The sequence below is a fragment of the Psychrobacter sp. PL15 genome (assembly GCF_035984995.1).
Taxonomy (GTDB): domain Bacteria; phylum Pseudomonadota; class Gammaproteobacteria; order Pseudomonadales; family Moraxellaceae; genus Psychrobacter.
The window spans coordinates 60,659-77,257 of record NZ_JAXCIB010000012.1 but is presented as its reverse complement, the minus strand read 5'-3'; the positions used below and the strand labels follow the sequence as shown (position 1 = coordinate 77,257).

The 16,599-nt window shown below is 43.9% G+C and carries 17 protein-coding genes and 1 tRNA gene; 9 read left to right on the top strand and 9 right to left on the bottom strand.

Translation table 11 applies throughout. The features are described from left to right. Positions 1 to 877: 877 nt before the first annotated feature. The 9 genes from RCH20_RS10610 to gatC all read right to left on the bottom strand — a co-directional run bounded on the left by RCH20_RS10610 (position 878) and on the right by gatC (position 7,984). Positions 878 to 1,183: an addiction module antidote protein gene (locus RCH20_RS10610; RefSeq protein ID WP_209958645.1), complete on the bottom strand. Its 306-nt coding sequence runs from the start codon at positions 1,181 to 1,183 to the stop codon at positions 878 to 880. Next, positions 1,176 to 1,505 carry a type II toxin-antitoxin system RelE/ParE family toxin gene (locus RCH20_RS10605; protein WP_327193554.1) on the bottom strand — a complete coding sequence of 110 codons (330 nt, stop codon included), beginning with the start codon at positions 1,503 to 1,505 and terminating at the stop codon, positions 1,176 to 1,178. The genes RCH20_RS10610 and RCH20_RS10605 overlap by 8 nt, the downstream gene beginning before the upstream one ends. 148 nt (positions 1,506 to 1,653) lie before the next feature. Continuing rightward, positions 1,654 to 1,845, bottom strand: a complete 192-nt coding sequence (locus RCH20_RS10600) for a hypothetical protein (RefSeq protein ID WP_327193553.1) — start codon at positions 1,843 to 1,845, stop codon at positions 1,654 to 1,656. 80 nt (positions 1,846 to 1,925) lie between these two features. Next, complete coding sequence (locus tag RCH20_RS10595; protein WP_209958641.1) at positions 1,926 to 2,225, bottom strand: hypothetical protein; 300 nt, start codon at positions 2,223 to 2,225, stop codon at positions 1,926 to 1,928. 728 nt (positions 2,226 to 2,953) lie between these two features. Continuing rightward, positions 2,954 to 4,195 (bottom strand): tyrosine-type recombinase/integrase, encoded by a 1,242-nt coding sequence (locus RCH20_RS10590; protein WP_327193552.1) that lies wholly within the window; start codon positions 4,193 to 4,195, stop codon positions 2,954 to 2,956. Between the two features lie 163 nt (positions 4,196 to 4,358). Continuing rightward, positions 4,359 to 4,435 (bottom strand) — tRNA-Pro (locus RCH20_RS10585). 111 nt (positions 4,436 to 4,546) lie between these two features. Further along, positions 4,547 to 6,085, bottom strand: coding sequence for an Asp-tRNA(Asn)/Glu-tRNA(Gln) amidotransferase subunit GatB (gatB, locus tag RCH20_RS10580; RefSeq protein ID WP_327193551.1), 1,539 nt, complete (start codon positions 6,083 to 6,085; stop codon positions 4,547 to 4,549). Beyond that, the gene (gene gatA, locus RCH20_RS10575; RefSeq protein ID WP_209958637.1) at positions 6,085 to 7,581 is read right to left on the bottom strand and encodes an Asp-tRNA(Asn)/Glu-tRNA(Gln) amidotransferase subunit GatA; all 1,497 of its coding nucleotides are present in this window, start codon (positions 7,579 to 7,581) and stop codon (positions 6,085 to 6,087) included. Before gatA ends, gatB begins: the two co-directional genes overlap by 1 nt. Before the next feature lie 88 nt (positions 7,582 to 7,669). Then, on the bottom strand, positions 7,670 to 7,984 hold the full coding sequence (gene gatC / locus RCH20_RS10570; RefSeq protein WP_209959238.1) for an Asp-tRNA(Asn)/Glu-tRNA(Gln) amidotransferase subunit GatC: 315 nt from the start codon (positions 7,982 to 7,984) through the stop codon (positions 7,670 to 7,672). Between the two features lie 744 nt (positions 7,985 to 8,728). On the opposite strand from gatC, the gene RCH20_RS10565 reads away from it, so the two are divergent. From RCH20_RS10565 to rplW, 9 genes are all read left to right on the top strand, one after another. After that, complete coding sequence (locus RCH20_RS10565; protein WP_209959236.1) at positions 8,729 to 9,766, top strand: rod shape-determining protein; 1,038 nt, start codon at positions 8,729 to 8,731, stop codon at positions 9,764 to 9,766. A gap of 252 nt (positions 9,767 to 10,018) precedes the next feature. Further along, complete coding sequence (gene mreC, locus RCH20_RS10560) at positions 10,019 to 10,954, top strand: rod shape-determining protein MreC (protein ID WP_209958634.1); 936 nt, start codon at positions 10,019 to 10,021, stop codon at positions 10,952 to 10,954. Between the two features lie 92 nt (positions 10,955 to 11,046). Then, a complete protein-coding gene (gene mreD, locus RCH20_RS10555; RefSeq protein ID WP_209958632.1) occupies positions 11,047 to 11,532 on the top strand; it encodes a rod shape-determining protein MreD in 486 nt (161 codons plus the stop codon). A gap of 146 nt (positions 11,533 to 11,678) precedes the next feature. After that, positions 11,679 to 12,410: a Maf family protein gene (locus RCH20_RS10550; RefSeq protein ID WP_327193550.1), complete on the top strand. Its 732-nt coding sequence runs from the start codon at positions 11,679 to 11,681 to the stop codon at positions 12,408 to 12,410. 146 nt (positions 12,411 to 12,556) lie between these two features. Beyond that, positions 12,557 to 14,170 (top strand): Rne/Rng family ribonuclease, encoded by a 1,614-nt coding sequence (locus RCH20_RS10545; RefSeq protein WP_327193549.1) that lies wholly within the window; start codon positions 12,557 to 12,559, stop codon positions 14,168 to 14,170. 461 nt (positions 14,171 to 14,631) lie between these two features. Beyond that, complete coding sequence (gene rpsJ / locus RCH20_RS10540) at positions 14,632 to 14,943, top strand: 30S ribosomal protein S10 (protein WP_010196670.1); 312 nt, start codon at positions 14,632 to 14,634, stop codon at positions 14,941 to 14,943. Between the two features lie 49 nt (positions 14,944 to 14,992). Further along, positions 14,993 to 15,631: a 50S ribosomal protein L3 gene (gene rplC / locus RCH20_RS10535; protein ID WP_209958625.1), complete on the top strand. Its 639-nt coding sequence runs from the start codon at positions 14,993 to 14,995 to the stop codon at positions 15,629 to 15,631. 14 nt (positions 15,632 to 15,645) lie between these two features. Further along, entirely contained in the window at positions 15,646 to 16,248 is a 603-nt protein-coding gene (rplD, locus tag RCH20_RS10530; RefSeq protein ID WP_209958623.1) for a 50S ribosomal protein L4, read from the top strand. Then, complete coding sequence (gene rplW / locus RCH20_RS10525; protein WP_209958621.1) at positions 16,245 to 16,592, top strand: 50S ribosomal protein L23; 348 nt, start codon at positions 16,245 to 16,247, stop codon at positions 16,590 to 16,592. The genes rplD and rplW overlap by 4 nt, the downstream gene beginning before the upstream one ends. The last annotated feature ends 7 nt before the right edge of the window (positions 16,593 to 16,599 follow it).

The following is a 16,599-nucleotide window of genomic DNA, read 5'->3' as shown; positions in this document are numbered from 1 at the left end:
TCTCACTTTGGCGGTGGATAGTAACCTTGATGCTAGCGCATCTAGGCCTCTTTTTCACCTGCTGTTTGAAATTGCACTTCACGTGTTAATCTAAGGTGTAAAAAAACCCTGTAATTGGTGCTTACCTCGCGTGTGCGCGCGATACTTGTCTATAAACTAGATAAGCCTTTGTAGCTACTGGGTTTGCTAATAGTGTAATGATGAGGTTATGAGCTACTTAATGTCAGCATTATCGGAGTTTGAGTGTATGGTTTTGACAGGTTTTCAATGTAAGGTTTTATAAGGTTTTGACCGTTGGCGGTGTCGCTGTAAATGTTAAGTTTAGTTAAGTTCTTGGGCTTATCATCGGTGGGCAAAATGTACGGTTTTGTATGGTTCTTGATATGGGGTTTTATGGGGTTGTTGAGGCAATCTAAGGTAGATGATTGTAGATGATTTGATGGAGCAATCTTGCGTAGTGAGTGTTGCTAATATTGAAATAAAAGCGAGGTTTTGTGAGGTTCTACGCTTGCGGTGGTAAGCTTTATACTGCTTAAATGGCGTTGTAATGGCGTTGTAACGCTATAGGCTAATGATAGCGATGCTTTGCGCTATCGTCCCCTCTATCCATTTTTTGTGATCTGTATCGCTGGGTAAAGGTAATTTCATTTTATGACTATACTTTTTTATTGCCTGTAAACTGATTTGAACGTCAACATTGGTCAACATGTTGCACCTCATATCAAAGTAAACATTGTGGATCAATAAACCTTAGGGAAATCCTAGTGTTTTTGGACACTATAAAAAAGGCTGATTGGTGGGTTTTTCGCACTACTATAAAAAAAGGCAGACGATAAACGCCTACCTCTTAAAATAATAATTGAATACTGTTCAACGTCTAAGCGTCTAAGCAAGGTTCTGCTTTAGGGGTCAAAGTGATTTGTAAGCCCATGCCGTCAATAATCTTTAGCATGGTATCAAAACGCGGCTTTTCTGATCTCAACGTCTTATAAAGGCTTTCGCGTCTTATACCTGTCTTTTGTGCCAGCTCGTTCATTCCTTTTGCTTTTGCCACATCGTTTAAAGCTTGGATAAACTCGCTAGGCATACCATCAGTTAATATTTCGTTTAAATAAGCATTGATGAGAGTTTCATCTGTCAGGTATTCCGCCACATCAAATTGGCTAGTTTTAATATCAGTCATTAGGAAGCTCCTTTTCTTGATCCGTGACTTGCTGCCATAGTGTGCAAGCCTTAGTAATATCGTTTGGTTGGCTGTCTTTACTGCCTCCTATCAACAATAGATAGAGGGTATCTCCTTGCTGGGCATAATAGACACGGTAACCGTTACCTTCGAATATACGCATCTCATAGATACCGCCTGTGTCTGGCAGAAGCTTATGGTCACCAAAATTATCACCTTGCGCTCGCTTAATACGTGCCAATATACCAACTTTACCTAGTGGATCTTTCAGCTTATGCAGCCAGCGACTAAATTGTTCGGTTTGGTTAATGTCAATTATCATGGCAAATTATTAGAATACTTATGCTCGATTGTAAACTTTTGGATAATAGATAACAAGTTGTGATTGTGTTCGCTATGTTGTTTACCTTTGATCTATACAAAACTCTAGGCATAAAAAAGGCAGACGATGAACGCTTACCAATATAGTTTTATACCTCTAAAAACCTGCTAAAGTTGCCATAAGCCTTGTCATGTAAGGGCAGAACATCTTTAGCTCTGCCCATGCCAGTAGTAGGCAGTTGCATAGATGGATTGTTTGCAGTGGTTGGTTCGGTGTTGTGCGAGGTGTCACCAGTAAAAGGGATCACTGGTGTATTTTGCGTAGTTTGTAGCTTAGCCATGTTTGTAGCTCCATGACATACCGCTACGGTGTGTAACGGCTCATGGTTGCTATATTATGGGGTAGGGCTTAATAGAGGTTTTATAGTAAGGTAGTAATACTAGCGTTTAAAGATGGATTATTTTGGCTGTATGGTTTTGAATTATCCACTTTAGTAAGTTGAGCCATTGCATACATTACTCTATCTACAGTCTTGTATGCTTGGTGTGGCACTGTTTTTAAGTCATCGGCTGGCGTATCTGCTAGGCTTTCTAGTCGTTTATCGAGATTGTCATTATCAGCAATAAGCTGCACTACCTGCTCTTTAAGATCGTTGATAAGTTGATTGCTTGTTTCTAGTTCGCCTTGCACTATTGTTTCAGGCTCTCCTTTTGCTGCCATCTCAAGAGTCTTATAGATACTATGCGCTTGTGATCCATAGCCATACTCATCTATTATAGATTATTCTTGTTTGGCTCTTTCCGCCGCACTTACGACATTAGTGTCTATTAGTTTAAATGATCTTATCCCGTCCTTAGGCTCTTTAGCTGTCACCATATCATCGCCAGTCACGCTATAATCTAGCGTCCTACCTTTCTCTAAAGGCAAGTTGAGCTTCTTTAAAAAGCCAATTTTCTGCAGTTCTTCTAAACTATAATAAAAGTCTATTTCAATAGGCTCGTAAAAATCTAAATCTAAATCTGCATCATCATCTTTTAGGCAATCATCATAAAAAAATTACAAAACATCATATAGTCGAGAAAGCCATCTTTTGCGATCTCATGAAATAGCGTACTGGTTTTATACTTACAATCAATATCGTTGTATGAGTAAATGCGGTAATGTTGATCTATGTAATATTCGTTTACTAGCTCATCAAAATTGTTATGCAGCAAAAAAGATATGATCTCTTTAATTGGCTCTCCTAGCTTATACGACATAAAACATAAGAAGTCTTTTGGTGATATATAGCAGTTCGCTTTCTCTATTGCTGCATCTAGTAATCCCACAATTCACACCCCTACACCCTTAAATCAAAGTAGGTGCAAGGCAGTGACAGCATAAGGGTGTGTGAACGGCTGGCTTTCGGGTAATTAGTCCTAGCCAGGCATAGTTGTTATAGCTAAGCCCTAACTTAGCTTTTTTTCTTTTTGCTTAAAGTTGCCATGAATAAGATTATCCAACTTGCCAGCGTAAGCGTCATCAATGAAGTCTGCCCATTTATTCATCATCTTGGTTCTGTAGGGTAAATGCTGCGCTCCATTGTATGCCTTGCTGATCTTGTTCTCTTTTTCATGTGCTAGCTGTAGCTCTATAGCTTCGTGCATAAATTCCTGTTCGTGTAGGGTAGTGCTGGCAAGTCCACGAAAGCCGTGACCAGTCATGCGCCCTTTATAGCCCATGCGCCATAGGGCAGTGATAAATGCGTTCATACTGTATGGTTTACGGGTTGAGGTATTAAAGAAAACATACTTGTCCGAAAAGCCTAGTTGTTTGATCTGCTCTAAGAGTGCCATTGTTTGCGGTGCTAACGGTACTAGGTGTGGTCTATCCATTTTCATCTTGTCGGCTGGTATGCGCCATACTTTCGCCTGATAGTCTATTTCTGCCCACTCCATAAAGCGTAGTTCTTGTGTTCTTACAAACGTATAGCACAAAAACCATAAGCCAAGCTTTACCAGTAGATCACCATCATAGGCGTTAATGTCTTGTAGTAGCTTTGGTAATTGCTGGCTAGTGATACGACTATGGTGCTTTACCTTATGAGGTTTTAGCGCTTCGGTTAAGTCGTTGGCTGGGTTGGTATTGATTAAGCCCTCACGTATGGCTTGTTTGAATATCTGCCCTACTTGACGTATTGCACGCCTTGCCATGTCAGCTGCGCCCCTCGCTTCGATAGCTTTACCGATAGCCAAAATGTCAGGCGTGGTTATGTCCTCTATGTTCATGTGACCAATGACGGGCTTAATATCGCGTTGATACTGTGAGTAATCACGGCTGTAGGTAGTAGGGGCTATATGTGCCTTGCGGTCATCATGCCAACGCTGGGCTATGGTATCGAACGCCCTTGCTCCGTCATTGTCTGCTTGTGCTTTTTTCTTATCGTCTTTAGGGTTCACACCATCAGCTATTAATCTTTTGATCTCAATATTGCGCTGGCGTGCATTTTGTAGGCTCATTACTGGGTAAGTGCCAATAGTGAGGGTTTGCTGTTTGCCTTGCCAGCGGTAGGCGCTGATCCATGACTTAACGCCCGTATAACGCACCCATAATTGCAGCCCGTTACCATCACTGTGTTTGTCAGGTCGTTTTGTATCAATAGAGGTGGGGCTAGGCTGTAGCTTGTTGATACCTGTATGGGTTAGGGGCATGGGTCTATCCTTTGTTGGTATTGTCCATGTTGGTACTGCTCAATACCAACAATAATACCAACATTCTATATAGAACGCCATACACCTACAAGGTAGTGAAAACCCAAAAAACGCCCAAAATAAAGGGCATACGGTCAATGACGGTATGCCCTAATATTATGTTTGGTCGGAACGGCAGGATTTGAACCTGCGACCCCTACACCCCCAGTGTAGTGCGCTACCAGACTGCGCTACGCCCCGAATGCCTGACTATTCTACGCAAAATCTTGCATATTGCAAGAGTTAATTATTTCTCGAATCTGCAAATAGATTTTACTGACAACAATCAGTCCAGTTTACTACTAATTAACCTTAACCCAATAACTCTTTTAGGATTTGATTCACCTGTTGTGGGTTGGCACTACCGCGGCTGGCTTTCATCACTTGCCCGACCAGACCGTTAAAGGCTTTTTCCTTACCACCACGATACTCTTCAACCATAGCTTCATTGTTGGCAATCACATCTTCAACGATAGCTTTAATAGCGCCGGTATCAGTTTCTTGTTTGAGACCCTTGGCTTCGATGATTTGATCCGCGGCATCCTCGGCATCACCAAATTCGCGCTCATATAACGCGCTAAAAGCTTTTTTAGCCAGCTTACCTGATAGTGTGTCATCAAAGAGTCGTTTGAGCATACCGGCTAATTGCTTAGCGCTAATAGGAGAGGTTGTAATGTCTTTATCGTCTTTATTCAGCGCACCCAACAAGTCACCCATGACCCAGTTAGCAGCAATCTTGGCGTGTTGCTGACCGACTTCGCTAACCACAGCTTCAAAATAATCAGCCAGCTGACGGCTACCAGTCAAGATACGCGCGTCATATTCAGATAGCTCAAGCTCGATCTCTAAGCGCGCACGGCGTGCCACTGGTAGTTCAGGCATTGTTGCTCTAATGGTATCAACGGTATGTTGCTCAATACGCACTGGTAGCAAGTCAGGGTCAGGGAAGTAACGATAGTCGTTGGCTTCTTCCTTGCTACGCATGGCGCGGGTCTCGTCTTGCTCTGGATCATAAAGCATCGTCGCTTGTACGACTTTACCACCTTCCTCGATAATATCAATCTGACGTTCGATTTCACGGTTGATAGCGCGTTCGATATTGCGGAATGAGTTTAGGTTTTTGAGCTCAGTACGAGTACCCAGTGGCGCACCAGGTTTGCGTATGGAGACGTTACAGTCACAACGGAACGAACCTTCCGCCATGATGGCATCAGAGATACCCAGCCAGGTGACCAGCTGATGAATGGCTTTGATATAAGCAAGTGCTTCATGAGCTGAGCGCATATCAGGCTCTGAGACAATCTCAATCAGCGGCGTGCCAGCGCGGTTGAGGTCCACGCCGGTCATACCATCGACCGCATCGTGGACAGACTTGCCCGCATCTTCTTCTAAGTGAGCGCGTGTGATGCCCATACGTTTAGGGTATTCGTTGTTATCACCTTCATTAACTACCACATCAATATGGCCACGACCAACGATAGGGTTGGCCATTTGGGTGATTTGATAGCCTTTTGGTAAGTCAGGGTAAAAGTAGTTTTTACGGTCAAAGGTATTGAATAGTCCAAGTTCAGCATCAACGCCCATCCCAAATTTTAGCGCGCGTTCTACTACGCCACTATTGAGGACAGGTAAGACACCAGGCAGACCTAAATCCACGATGCTGGCTTGGGTATTGGGCTCATGGCCGAAGTCGATTGGCGCGCTTGAAAAGATCTTACTGTCGGTATTGAGCTGACAGTGAACCTCAATGCCAATGACCACTTCATAGCCATCGACCAATAGCTCTGAACGCAAAGCCTCAGGGCGTACAGTATTTTCATGGACGGTGCTGTTATCAGTTGCTGTATTCATTATACCGTCTCCTTAGCGATGGCAGAGTGTTGTAAATGATGATCGGTATGCTGCTGGAACAGATGCGCGGTAGTCAGCAGTTGGCTCTCTTGCCAATGCTGTCCGATCAACTGGAGACCAACAGGCAACCCTTCAGAGGTCAGGCCAACTGGTTGGCTGAGCGCAGGCAAACCGGCTAAGTTAACCCCAATGGTATAAACGTCGCCCAGATACATGGTGGCGGGATCTAAGTTGTCGCTAAGTTTATAAGCGGCGGTTGGTGCCGTTGGGCTGGCAATCACATCACAGTTGGCAAAAGCGTCATCGAAGTCTTTGATGATTAAGCGGCGTACTTTTTGAGCTTTAATATAGTAAGCATCAAAATAACCGGCTGATAGAGCATAAGTCCCCATCAAGATCCGGCGCTGTACTTCAGGGCCAAAGCCTTCAGAGCGTGAACGCGTGTATAAGTCGATTAAGTCTTTTGGATTTTCACAGCGATAGCCAAAACGCACGCCATCGAATCGCGATAAGTTTGAAGAGGCTTCAGCTGGTGCTAGCATATAATAAGTTGCAAGAGTAATTTCAGGATCAGTGATGTTCACTTCGACAATCGTCGCACCAAGTTCCTCATACTTATGTAATGCTGCACGCACCACTTTATCGACTTCGGCATTTAGTCCCTTACCGAAATACTCTTTGGCAATTCCGATACGCAGACCTGCGAATGGCTTATCGCCTGCTTGCGCTTCGGCATCGTTGATATCTTGCACGTAGTCGGGGATGTCGTATTTAATACAAGTGGCATCGCGTGGGTCATGGCCGACCATAGGCTGTAATAGATAAGCGCAATCTTTGGCGCTACGACCTAGGCTGCCGGCTTGATCCAGACTTGAGGCATAGGCAATCATACCAAAACGCGAGACTCGGCCATAAGTAGGCTTAATACCGGTCAAACCACAAAACGAAGCGGGCTGACGAATAGAGCCACCAGTATCACTAGCGGTCGCAACTGGAATAAATCCTGCTGCTACTGCTGATGCGCTACCACCGGATGAGCCGCCAGGCACGCGCTCAAGATTCCATGGATTCTGCACTGTGCCATAATAAGAGCTGCTATTGTCTGAGCCCATCGCGAACTCATCCATATTGAGCTTGCCGAGACTAATCATGCCGGCCCTAGCAATATTGGTCACGATAGTCGCGTCATAAGGTGAGACAAAATTATGCAGCATTTTAGAGCCGCAGGTGGTCAGTACGCCTTGGGTACAAAAGATATCTTTATGCGCCATCGGCACGCCAAGTAGTGGACGCTTATCGCCTTGCGCACGCATCTCATCTGCTGCCTGCGCTTGTGCACGCGCGGTCTCAGAAGTATGGGTAATAAAGCTATTAATCTTGCTATCTAAAGCGTCAATACGCTTGATATAGTGTTCGGTCAGCTCAAGGCTACTAAATTGTTGGTCTTGTAAGCCCGTAATCAGCTGCTGGGTACTTAATAGATGAAGTTCAGACATAAGGGGTCGTCCGTCAAAATGTTAACTGCATAAAATAAAATAAAGCTAAATAAAATCAGTTGGTCAGTCGAAGTTTTTAAGCGAAAAGCTATTCAATAACTTGCGGTACTAGGTATAAGCCTTGCTCAACGGCTGGCGCGACCGATTGATTGCGTTCACGATTGATATCATGCTTGGCAACATCCGCACGCAAGTCTTGGCAGGCTTCATGAATATTAGCCAACGGGGTTAAATCTGTGGTATCTACGGCTGCTAAGGTATTCATTAAGTTTAAAATCTTGCTGATATCATTGGCGTAGCTGTCAGCTGTATTTTCGTCAATACCCAACCGCGCTAGGCTGGCAACTTCTAGGATTTCGTGGCGGCTGACGCTACTGTCAGTCGTTGACGGTTGCTCGGACATATTTGACATTGTTTCTCCAGGGAAGGACAGTGTTTGTTAAAATAAGCGCCTGTTAATAGTCCTCAATACGCTTATAGATTTAATGGTAAATATAATTAGGGTTTTGAGCTTGTATTATTAATAAGGTACTGAGCTTGTTTTATTGAGAGTAGGGATCATTATTGCGGCCTACTTGATAAGCGCTATTGCTATTGAGGCAGTGCTTTTACTTTTAGTAGGAGCTAAAATAACAATGAGTACTTTTTATCAGTGTTTTTATCATAATCAGTGACACATTATAAAGCATCTGAACCAAGTTTACAGAGCATGCGGCTTGATTGCTGCCCAATCTCAGTTAAGATAGGTGAGTTTGCTATAATGACGGTATAGTTGTTGATTTATTATTAATCGTTTACCTATTAAGCCATGAAATACGTTACAGTGACCGAGAAACGCTAAGCAAAAATCCTGTACGAATGTGATGCCTTGTTATTTGTTTGTTAAAACCGCACTTGCTGTCGTTTCAAACGTCGTAACAAATTCTATCACTTAAGATTAAAATCCTTGCTTACTAATGTAAATATCTATGTTTTTTTTGAGCTAAATCGGTATAATTTAGGCCGATTTCATTGTTTCATTGTTTTTTTAGTTCTGACGGGTTGCGACGATAAGTTTTCGCTACAGTCAATACTCAACGACGACCTACTCGACACTGACGAGTAGCCCCTCAGTCACCTCATTCGCCTCATTTGTAAGACGCTGGATATATTAGTCATGAACCTGTTTGGATTTTTATCAAATAATATCGCAATCGACCTCGGTACTGCTAACACCCTAATCTTTATTCCTAATAAAGGTGTGGTGCTCAACGAGCCAACAGTGGTCGCCCTACGCAGTAATCGCACGCAAAACCCTACGGTAGCGGCGGTTGGTATTGATGCCAAGCAAATGCTTGGGCGTACTCCTGCCAACATTACGGCCATTCGTCCACTAAAAGACGGGGTGATCGCTGACTTTGAAGTAACACAAAAGATGCTCAAGCATTTTATTGGAAAAGTGAAGGCTAAGCGCTTCATGGCCCAGCCTAATGTAGTGGTCTGTGTGCCATGCAAGTCAACCTTAGTTGAGCGTAAAGCCATTCGTGAGGCAGTGTCATCAGCAGGTGCTAGCAAAGTTCTCTTACTAGAAGAACCGATGGCAGCGGCGATTGGTGCCGGCATGCCGGTCCATGAAGCCAGTGGCTCTATGGTCGTCGATATCGGTGGCGGTACCACTGAGATTGCTGTAATCGCATTGTCAGGCTGTGTTTATGCAGAATCAATTCGTATCGGTGGCGATATATTTGATGAAGCTATCATCACTCATGTACGTCGTACTCACGGTTGTGTGATTGGTGAAACCACTGCTGAGCGTATCAAACAAGAGGTTGGCTCTGCGCTTAATGAAGATAACTCGCTAGAAGTGGAAGTTCGTGGTCGTAGCATGGCAGAAGGAGTTCCTAAGACCTTCACGGTCAATTCTGAAGAAATTCAAAAAGCGCTGAGCGATCCCTTAAGCGGTATCATTAGTGCGATAAAAGTAGCTCTTGAACAAACGCCACCTGAACTGTCGTCGGATATTGCTGAACGTGGCATTGTCTTAACTGGTGGTGGTGCGTTACTGCGTGACCTAGACAAGCTGATCTCAAAAGAGACTGGTTTGCCAGTGACTGTCGCTGAAGACCCACTAACTTGTGTCAGTCGTGGCGGCGGTATTGCGCTTGATTTTATTAATAATAAAAGCCTGAATATGATTTTTGTATAAGTATTCTAGATAAACACTCTAGATAGTATATTTCTAAATGGATAATGCTGGTTAACTTGACTCGGCTTATTTAACACCAGAGCCACAGGCAGCCAAAGCCAATAGGGCTGCCTGTTATAGTATCAAAAAATGGTAATAATAAGGCGCATTGAGACACAGTATATGGTCGCCGACAGTTAACTTTTTTGTAGCCAGTACTGTGTTCTGATCAAATTAGAACTGCTAAATTAGAACTGCTAAATTAGACTCCTTATGACTCCAAGTATTTTTGTACGCCAGCCGCTCTCACTTCGTAAGACTGCTATTGTATTAATAATAGCCTTGATACTGATGTGGTTTGACAGCAAAAATCCAGAATGGTTCCAACCGGTTCGCAATATTAGCCATGCCGCTATGCAGCCTATTTATGAGCTGTCTTTATTACCAAGTTATGCTCAACATTGGGCAAGTGATAGCATGCAATCAAAAGAAACGCTGCGCCGCGAAAATGTACGATTAAAGTCGCAAGTGATTCACGCGCAAGCCAAGCTACAGCAGCAAGATTATATTTTGGCTCAAAACGCGCGCTTGCAAGGTATTTTATCAACCACTAAGCCTGAACAATTTGAGCTCAATTTGGCCCAAGTTATCGGTACCGATACCAGTCTGCTCAAGCAAATCGTCGTGCTTAATAAAGGCGCACAAGATGGGGTAGAAGTTGGGCAGACAGTCATTGATGAAGATGGTATTTTGGGACAAATTATTAATGTTTATCCTAATACCAGTCGTTTATTGCTGATTACTGACGAGCAACAGTCGGTTGCAGTGACTGTTAAGCGTACGGGCCAACGTGCTATTGTCACTGGTGAAGGTATACCGACGTCATTGCGTCTTAACTATGTGTTCAAAACCTCAGATGTGCGGGTCGGTGATGAGCTGATTTCCTCAGGTCTTGGGGGGCGTATTCCAGCAGGTTATCGAGTCGGTCGCATTACCTATATCAATGACACGCAAGCAGATAATTTTAGAACGATCAAAGTGTCGCCAGCGGCTAATTTTGTTGATAATTCTTACGTATTAATTTTACAAGATAAGACAGTAAGTGCGGATAGTGAGTTATCGTCATTAATGTCCACCGACAAGACCAGCACTGATACAACGAGTACTGATATTGTCACTATAGCGCCGCGCTTGCACTCAGCAGGATAACCACTGAGTCCTTATCCGTTACTGCTTATCCTACTCATCGCTAAATAAACGTTAAAGCAGTCGCCGCTACATACTCGTTAAGGTCAGCATTCATGGTGCATTCCAACTCTGAGCACTCAACTGGCTTGTTGCTGTTCGCAATTATCCTAAGTTTCGTGGTTTCTTCATCACTCAATGTCTATCCATTAAGTCCAAATATGGCCACCCTGCGCCCGATGGTGATGATTATGGTGCTGATCTTTTGGTTACTGTTTCAGCCGCGTTATGTTGGTATCTTTACCGCCTTTACTATAGGTCTTATTGCAGACTTACTAATGGACACGCGATTAGGGCATCAAGCCTTTGCCGCTGTAGTGGTCGCGTTGGTAACTAAAATAAGCAGCACTTATATTAAGCAATTGGACACCTCTGCGGCATGGCTAATAGCAACACTAGGATTATTAGTGTTTCAGCTGAACCTATGGATATTACAGCTGATCACCCAAAATACATTGGTAGCTCAGTCAGGGGCATCCTTAATAATGAGCATTATTAGCTGGCCTTTGGTGCTATTAATTTTACGCAAATTTATTTATTAGATGGTTCAGCAACCACTGCAATACCTATTGTAAGCACTACTTGAATAAAAATTACGGGCTATTTTATACTTTTTGAGTAGCTGGCTAACTGTCAAAGCGTCTGACATCGCAAACCCTATATAACGTAACAATACAAGAGAATAGCGATGGATATTATTTTGGCTTCTGGTTCACCGCGGCGTCGCGAGTTACTCACTAGTGCGCAGCTGGATTTTAGTATCATGAGTGTTGACGCCGATGAAACCCCTCTCTATGGCGAGCTACCAAAAGATTATATCGAACGTATGGTCGCCAGCAAAGCTGCAGCGGCTATCGAACAGCTAAATACCAGTTCTAAAAGTGAAAGCACTGAATTATCTACATTTTCTACCTCGTTTAATAAGTCATTTATAATGCTAACCGCCGATACCATCGGTGTCTTACCGGATGGCCGAACGGTATTGACCAAACCAATAGATCGCCATCATGCCTACAGTATGTGGCAGGAAATGTCTGATAACACTCACCAAGTATGGACCGCCGTACAAGCGACGCTAATAACACCAATTGACGATTTTAATAACAGTGCGGGGCAGAATGCCACTGATCTTATTAATAGCTGGGATACTAATAGCCATGTTGCAGGAACCTTTAGAGCCCTATGGCAGCAGCAAATTATTGAGCGCACTGAAGTAACCTTTGTGCCATTAACAGTGGATATGATGACAGACTATTGGAACAGCGGTGAACCTGCTGATAAAGCGGGTGGTTATGGCATCCAAGGCTTAGCCGCCGCATGGGTCACTCGGATCAATGGTAGCTATACCAATGTGGTCGGGTTGCCTTTAGCGCAAACACTGGCCTTAATCAAAGAAGCGAGTGCCGTGGTTATAAGTTAGATAGTAACAATAGGGTAACTGCGTAGCTGCCTGCACATAATGACACGCTAGGGTAATGGGCAGGGTCGAGTCGCATTTGCTACACTGTAAGAATAGAAAACGATTAACTCCTAATAAGAAAGCTGAGCGATAAGAGAAGAGACCCTATGTCTGAAGAGCTGCTGATCAATATCAGTCCAATGGAATCCCGTGTCGCAGTTTTAGATAATGGTGTGCTGGGTGAAATTTATATTGAACGCCATCATAAGCTAGGCTTAGTTGGCAATATTTATTTGGGCACGGTAGTACGCGTCCTGCCAGGAATGCAAGCTGCCTTTGTCGATATTGGCCAATCACGGACGGCATTTTTGCATGTTAATGATATGCAGCGAGCGCCACGTCAACCAGTAGCGGCCACTAATAAATCTGAAGATAAGACTGATAAAAACGCCATTACTGACAACGGTGAGAACAATGCTGCCATACCTGCTACTAATTTGGCAGTGACGCCGCCAGTGGTCAGCCCGCAAAGCACCACTATAGTACCCACCGCCAGCAAACTTCTGATTCAACATCGCCTGCACGAAAGCCAACGTATTTTAGTACAAGTGACCAAGGACCAGTTGGGCAGTAAAGGCGCACGTCTGACTACCAATGTTTCCTTGCCTTCACGCTATCTGGTTTATTTGCCTTCTAGTGATCATATCGGTATTTCCCAACGTATTGATAGCGAAGAAGAGCGCACGCGTCTAAAGACCGAACTTACTAGCCTGATGCAAACGGTTAACCTGCAAGGTGGTCTTATCGCCCGCACTGCTGCTGAGCGTGTACCAGTAGATAAGTTAGAGGAAGATGTTTATTATTTATTGCAATTGTGGCGTACTATTTGCGCGCGCAAGCAGGAAATGAAACACAATCAAAGCTCAGAGTTAATCTATCAAGAGCTTTCCTTGCCGCTACGATCTATTCGCGACCTAGTACATGAGGGCACCGAAAAGGTCATTATCGATAACGCTCAGATATATGAGAAAGTCAGGACTTTTGCCAAAGAATTCGTACCTTTCGTTTATGATCGTATCGTTCACTATACTGCTGAGCAGGCGTTATTTGATGTGCACCGAGTTGAAGAAGACTTGCGGGATGCGCTAAAACGTCGCGTTGATCTGAAGTCTGGTGGCTATCTGATTATCGATCAAACTGAAGCCATGACTACCATTGATGTCAATACTGGCTCTTTCGTCGGTGGTCGCTCATTAGAAGATACCGTTTATAAGACTAATCTAGAGGCCACTCATGCTATAGCACGGCAGCTGCGCTTGCGCAATTTAGGGGGCATCATTATCCTAGATTTTATCGACATGCTTGAGCAGCAGCATAAAGACGATGTACTCGAGAGCTTACAGTCTCAGCTAACGCAAGACTATGCTAAAAGTAATATCACTCAAGTTAGTGAGTTGGGCTTGGTAGAAATGACTCGCAAACGTACTCGAGAGTCGCTAGGGCAGCAATTGTGCGAGCCGTGTTCAACCTGTCAAGGTCGCGGTTTTGTGAAAACAGCTGAGACTGTTTGCTTTGAGATTTTTCGCGAAATCATGCGCTGCGCCCGTACTTACAATTCACCCAAGAAGTTCACTGTGGTCGCGCATGCGGCGGTTATTGACCTGCTATTGACCTCGGAAGCAGACACGGTAGCCGATCTTGAATATCTACTGGGGCGGGTGATCACTTTTGATGTAGAAAATCTTTATACTCAAGAACAATACGATATTGTCTTAGATTAAGGCACTACCTAATATTAAGTTATCTGTACTTACTGAGTTCATAAGTTAAAATTAATACTGTAAAGTAAATGTAGATCAATCAAGAATGGCTGAAATAAAATCGATAAGTTTTGTTGATAGATAGCCCCTAAAGTGCTCTGATATTACTCTTGCAATTAACAAAATACTCTGTATAATATATACCACTGATTTATATGCGCGCGGCCAATTAAAAAGCTGGCGCCATGACAGCTAGAGCATCGTTTCTAGCACTATTTCATTATGCCTTTGCTGCTTTCCAATAAATGGGAGAGACGGCGGGGCTTTAAACTATTTTGCTTTTAGCACGCTACTGGTTCTGTTAAAGAACAGCTTCTGATTAAGAACAGCAGGCCGCTCGAAGTAAATATTTAACCAAACGGCTTTTGGTCATCCACTTGCAAAGCAAGAATGACGAAAGCACATATTAGGAGCTTGCTGGCATGGCTAACCAGAGAATCCGTATCCGTCTCAAGTCTTTTGATCATCGTCTGATTGATCAATCTGCACAAGAGATCGTTGATACTGCAAAGCGCACCGGTGCGCAAGTTTGTGGTCCTGTACCGTTGCCGACTCGTATTGAGCGTTTCAACGTTCTAACCTCGCCACACGTCAATAAAGATGCTCGTGACCAGTACGAAATCCGTACTCACAAGCGTATGGTTGATATTGTTCAGCCTACTGACAAAACTGTGGACGCGTTAATGAAGTTAGACTTAGCGGCGGGCGTAGACGTTCAGATTGCTTTGGGTTAATGCACATTAAACGCCCAATCCATTAATAGAAGATATAAAGAGGTTTAAAATGGCGATTGGTTTAGTCGGTAAAAAATGCGGCATGACCCGTGTCTTCACTGCAACAGGTGATTCTATCCCTGTGACAGTGGTTGAGATCGATGCAAACCGCATCACTCAAGTAAAAAATACTGATATAGATGGCTATCAAGCTATTCAAATTACCACAGGTACTCGTCGTGACAGCCGCGTAACAGCCGCACAAAAAGGTCACTTCGCAAAAGCTGGCGTTAAAGCCGGTCGTGGTGTTTGGGAATTTCGTGCTAATGACAGCGATCTTGAAGGTCGTGAAATTGGTGGTGAAATCCTAGCTGACCTATTTGAAGAAGGTCAGATGGTTGATGTCACAGGAAATAGTAAAGGTAAAGGCTTTCAAGGCGGCGTAAAGCGTCACAACTTTAGCATGCAAGATGCCACCCATGGTAACTCAGTATCTCACCGTGCCATTGGTTCAACTGGTCAAAACCAGTCACCAGGTAAGGTATTTAAAGGTAAGAAGATGCCAGGTCAAATGGGTAACAAGCGTGTTACAGTTCAAGGCCTAGAAGTGGTTTCGGTTGATGCCGAAAAAGGATTACTTGTCATCAAGGGTGCTATCCCGGGTGCCACCGGTGGCGATGTCATCGTACGTCCGTCAGTCAAAGCCTAAGCAAGGGGATTAACGTGGATTTAAAAACAGTTACAGGTGCGGCGGTTGAGCTTTCTGATACGGCTTTTGGTCGTGAATTCAACGAAGCATTAGTGCATCAAGTCGTCACCGCATATCTTGCTGGTGCTCGCCAAGGTACACGTGCACAGAAAACCCGTGCCGAAGTTTCTGGCGGTGGTATTAAGCCATGGCGTCAAAAAGGTACTGGTCGCGCTCGTGCAGGCTCTATTCGTAGCCCAATCTGGCGTGGTGGTGGTCGTACATTCGCCGCCAAACCACAAGATTGGTCACAGAAAGTCAACCGCAAAATGTATCGCGGTGCTATGCAGTGCATCCTAGCCGAATTAATACGTCAAGAGCGTTTAATTTTGGTTGAAGAGCTGAGCGTTTCTGGACCTAAGACCAAAGAGCTGATCGCAAAGTTAAATGAGTTAAATGCATCTCGTGCATTAATCGTCACCAAAGAAGTTGACGAAAACTTATATTTAGCAGCGCGCAATATTCCAAACGTCAATGTACTTGGTACAAACGAAGTGGATCCAGTGAGCTTGATCGCGTACGACAAAGTGATCATGACAGTCGAAGCTGCGAAACAATTTGAGGAAGCACTAGCATGAATAACGCAAGACTTTATCAGGTCTTAAGAGGGCCTGTATTCTCAGAAAAATCTCAAATGCTTGGTGACTCACTTGGCGTTCAGGTATTTAAAATTGATTCTAATGCTACCAAGCTTGAAGTCAAAAAAGCAGTTGAGCTAATGTTTGAAGGTGTTGAAGTTTTAAAAGTAAACACTTTGAATGTTAAAGGTAAGACAAAGCGTTTTGGTAAAAACATCGGCCGTCGTAACGACTACAAAAAAGCCTATGTCACCTTAAAAGCTGGTCACGATGTACAAATGGCTGATGCTGGTGAGGAAGTAGCTGCTACTACCTCTACTAGTGAAACAGCGAACAACGAATAAGGATAAC

Excerpts from the sequence above, each read along its gene's own strand:
- rpsJ (WP_010196670.1), top strand. The coding sequence starts at position 14,632 with ATGGCTAACCAGAGAATCCGTATCCGTCTCAAGTCTTTTGATCATCGT.
- RCH20_RS10545 (WP_327193549.1), top strand. The coding sequence starts at position 12,557 with ATGTCTGAAGAGCTGCTGATCAATATCAGTCCAATGGAATCCCGTGTC.
- mreC (WP_209958634.1), top strand. The coding sequence starts at position 10,019 with ATGACTCCAAGTATTTTTGTACGCCAGCCGCTCTCACTTCGTAAGACT.
- RCH20_RS10600 (WP_327193553.1), bottom strand. The coding sequence starts at position 1,845 with ATGGCTAAGCTACAAACTACGCAAAATACACCAGTGATCCCTTTTACT.
- mreD (WP_209958632.1), top strand. The coding sequence starts at position 11,047 with ATGGTGCATTCCAACTCTGAGCACTCAACTGGCTTGTTGCTGTTCGCA.
- RCH20_RS10595 (WP_209958641.1), bottom strand. The coding sequence starts at position 2,225 with ATGGCAGCAAAAGGAGAGCCTGAAACAATAGTGCAAGGCGAACTAGAA.
- RCH20_RS10605 (WP_327193554.1), bottom strand. The coding sequence starts at position 1,505 with ATGATAATTGACATTAACCAAACCGAACAATTTAGTCGCTGGCTGCAT.
- gatA (WP_209958637.1), bottom strand. The coding sequence starts at position 7,581 with ATGTCTGAACTTCATCTATTAAGTACCCAGCAGCTGATTACGGGCTTA.
- rplC (WP_209958625.1), top strand. The coding sequence starts at position 14,993 with ATGGCGATTGGTTTAGTCGGTAAAAAATGCGGCATGACCCGTGTCTTC.
- gatC (WP_209959238.1), bottom strand. The coding sequence starts at position 7,984 with ATGTCCGAGCAACCGTCAACGACTGACAGTAGCGTCAGCCGCCACGAA.
- RCH20_RS10550 (WP_327193550.1), top strand. The coding sequence starts at position 11,679 with ATGGATATTATTTTGGCTTCTGGTTCACCGCGGCGTCGCGAGTTACTC.
- rplW (WP_209958621.1), top strand. The coding sequence starts at position 16,245 with ATGAATAACGCAAGACTTTATCAGGTCTTAAGAGGGCCTGTATTCTCA.
- RCH20_RS10610 (WP_209958645.1), bottom strand. The coding sequence starts at position 1,183 with ATGACTGATATTAAAACTAGCCAATTTGATGTGGCGGAATACCTGACA.
- RCH20_RS10590 (WP_327193552.1), bottom strand. The coding sequence starts at position 4,195 with ATGCCCCTAACCCATACAGGTATCAACAAGCTACAGCCTAGCCCCACC.
- gatB (WP_327193551.1), bottom strand. The coding sequence starts at position 6,085 with ATGAATACAGCAACTGATAACAGCACCGTCCATGAAAATACTGTACGC.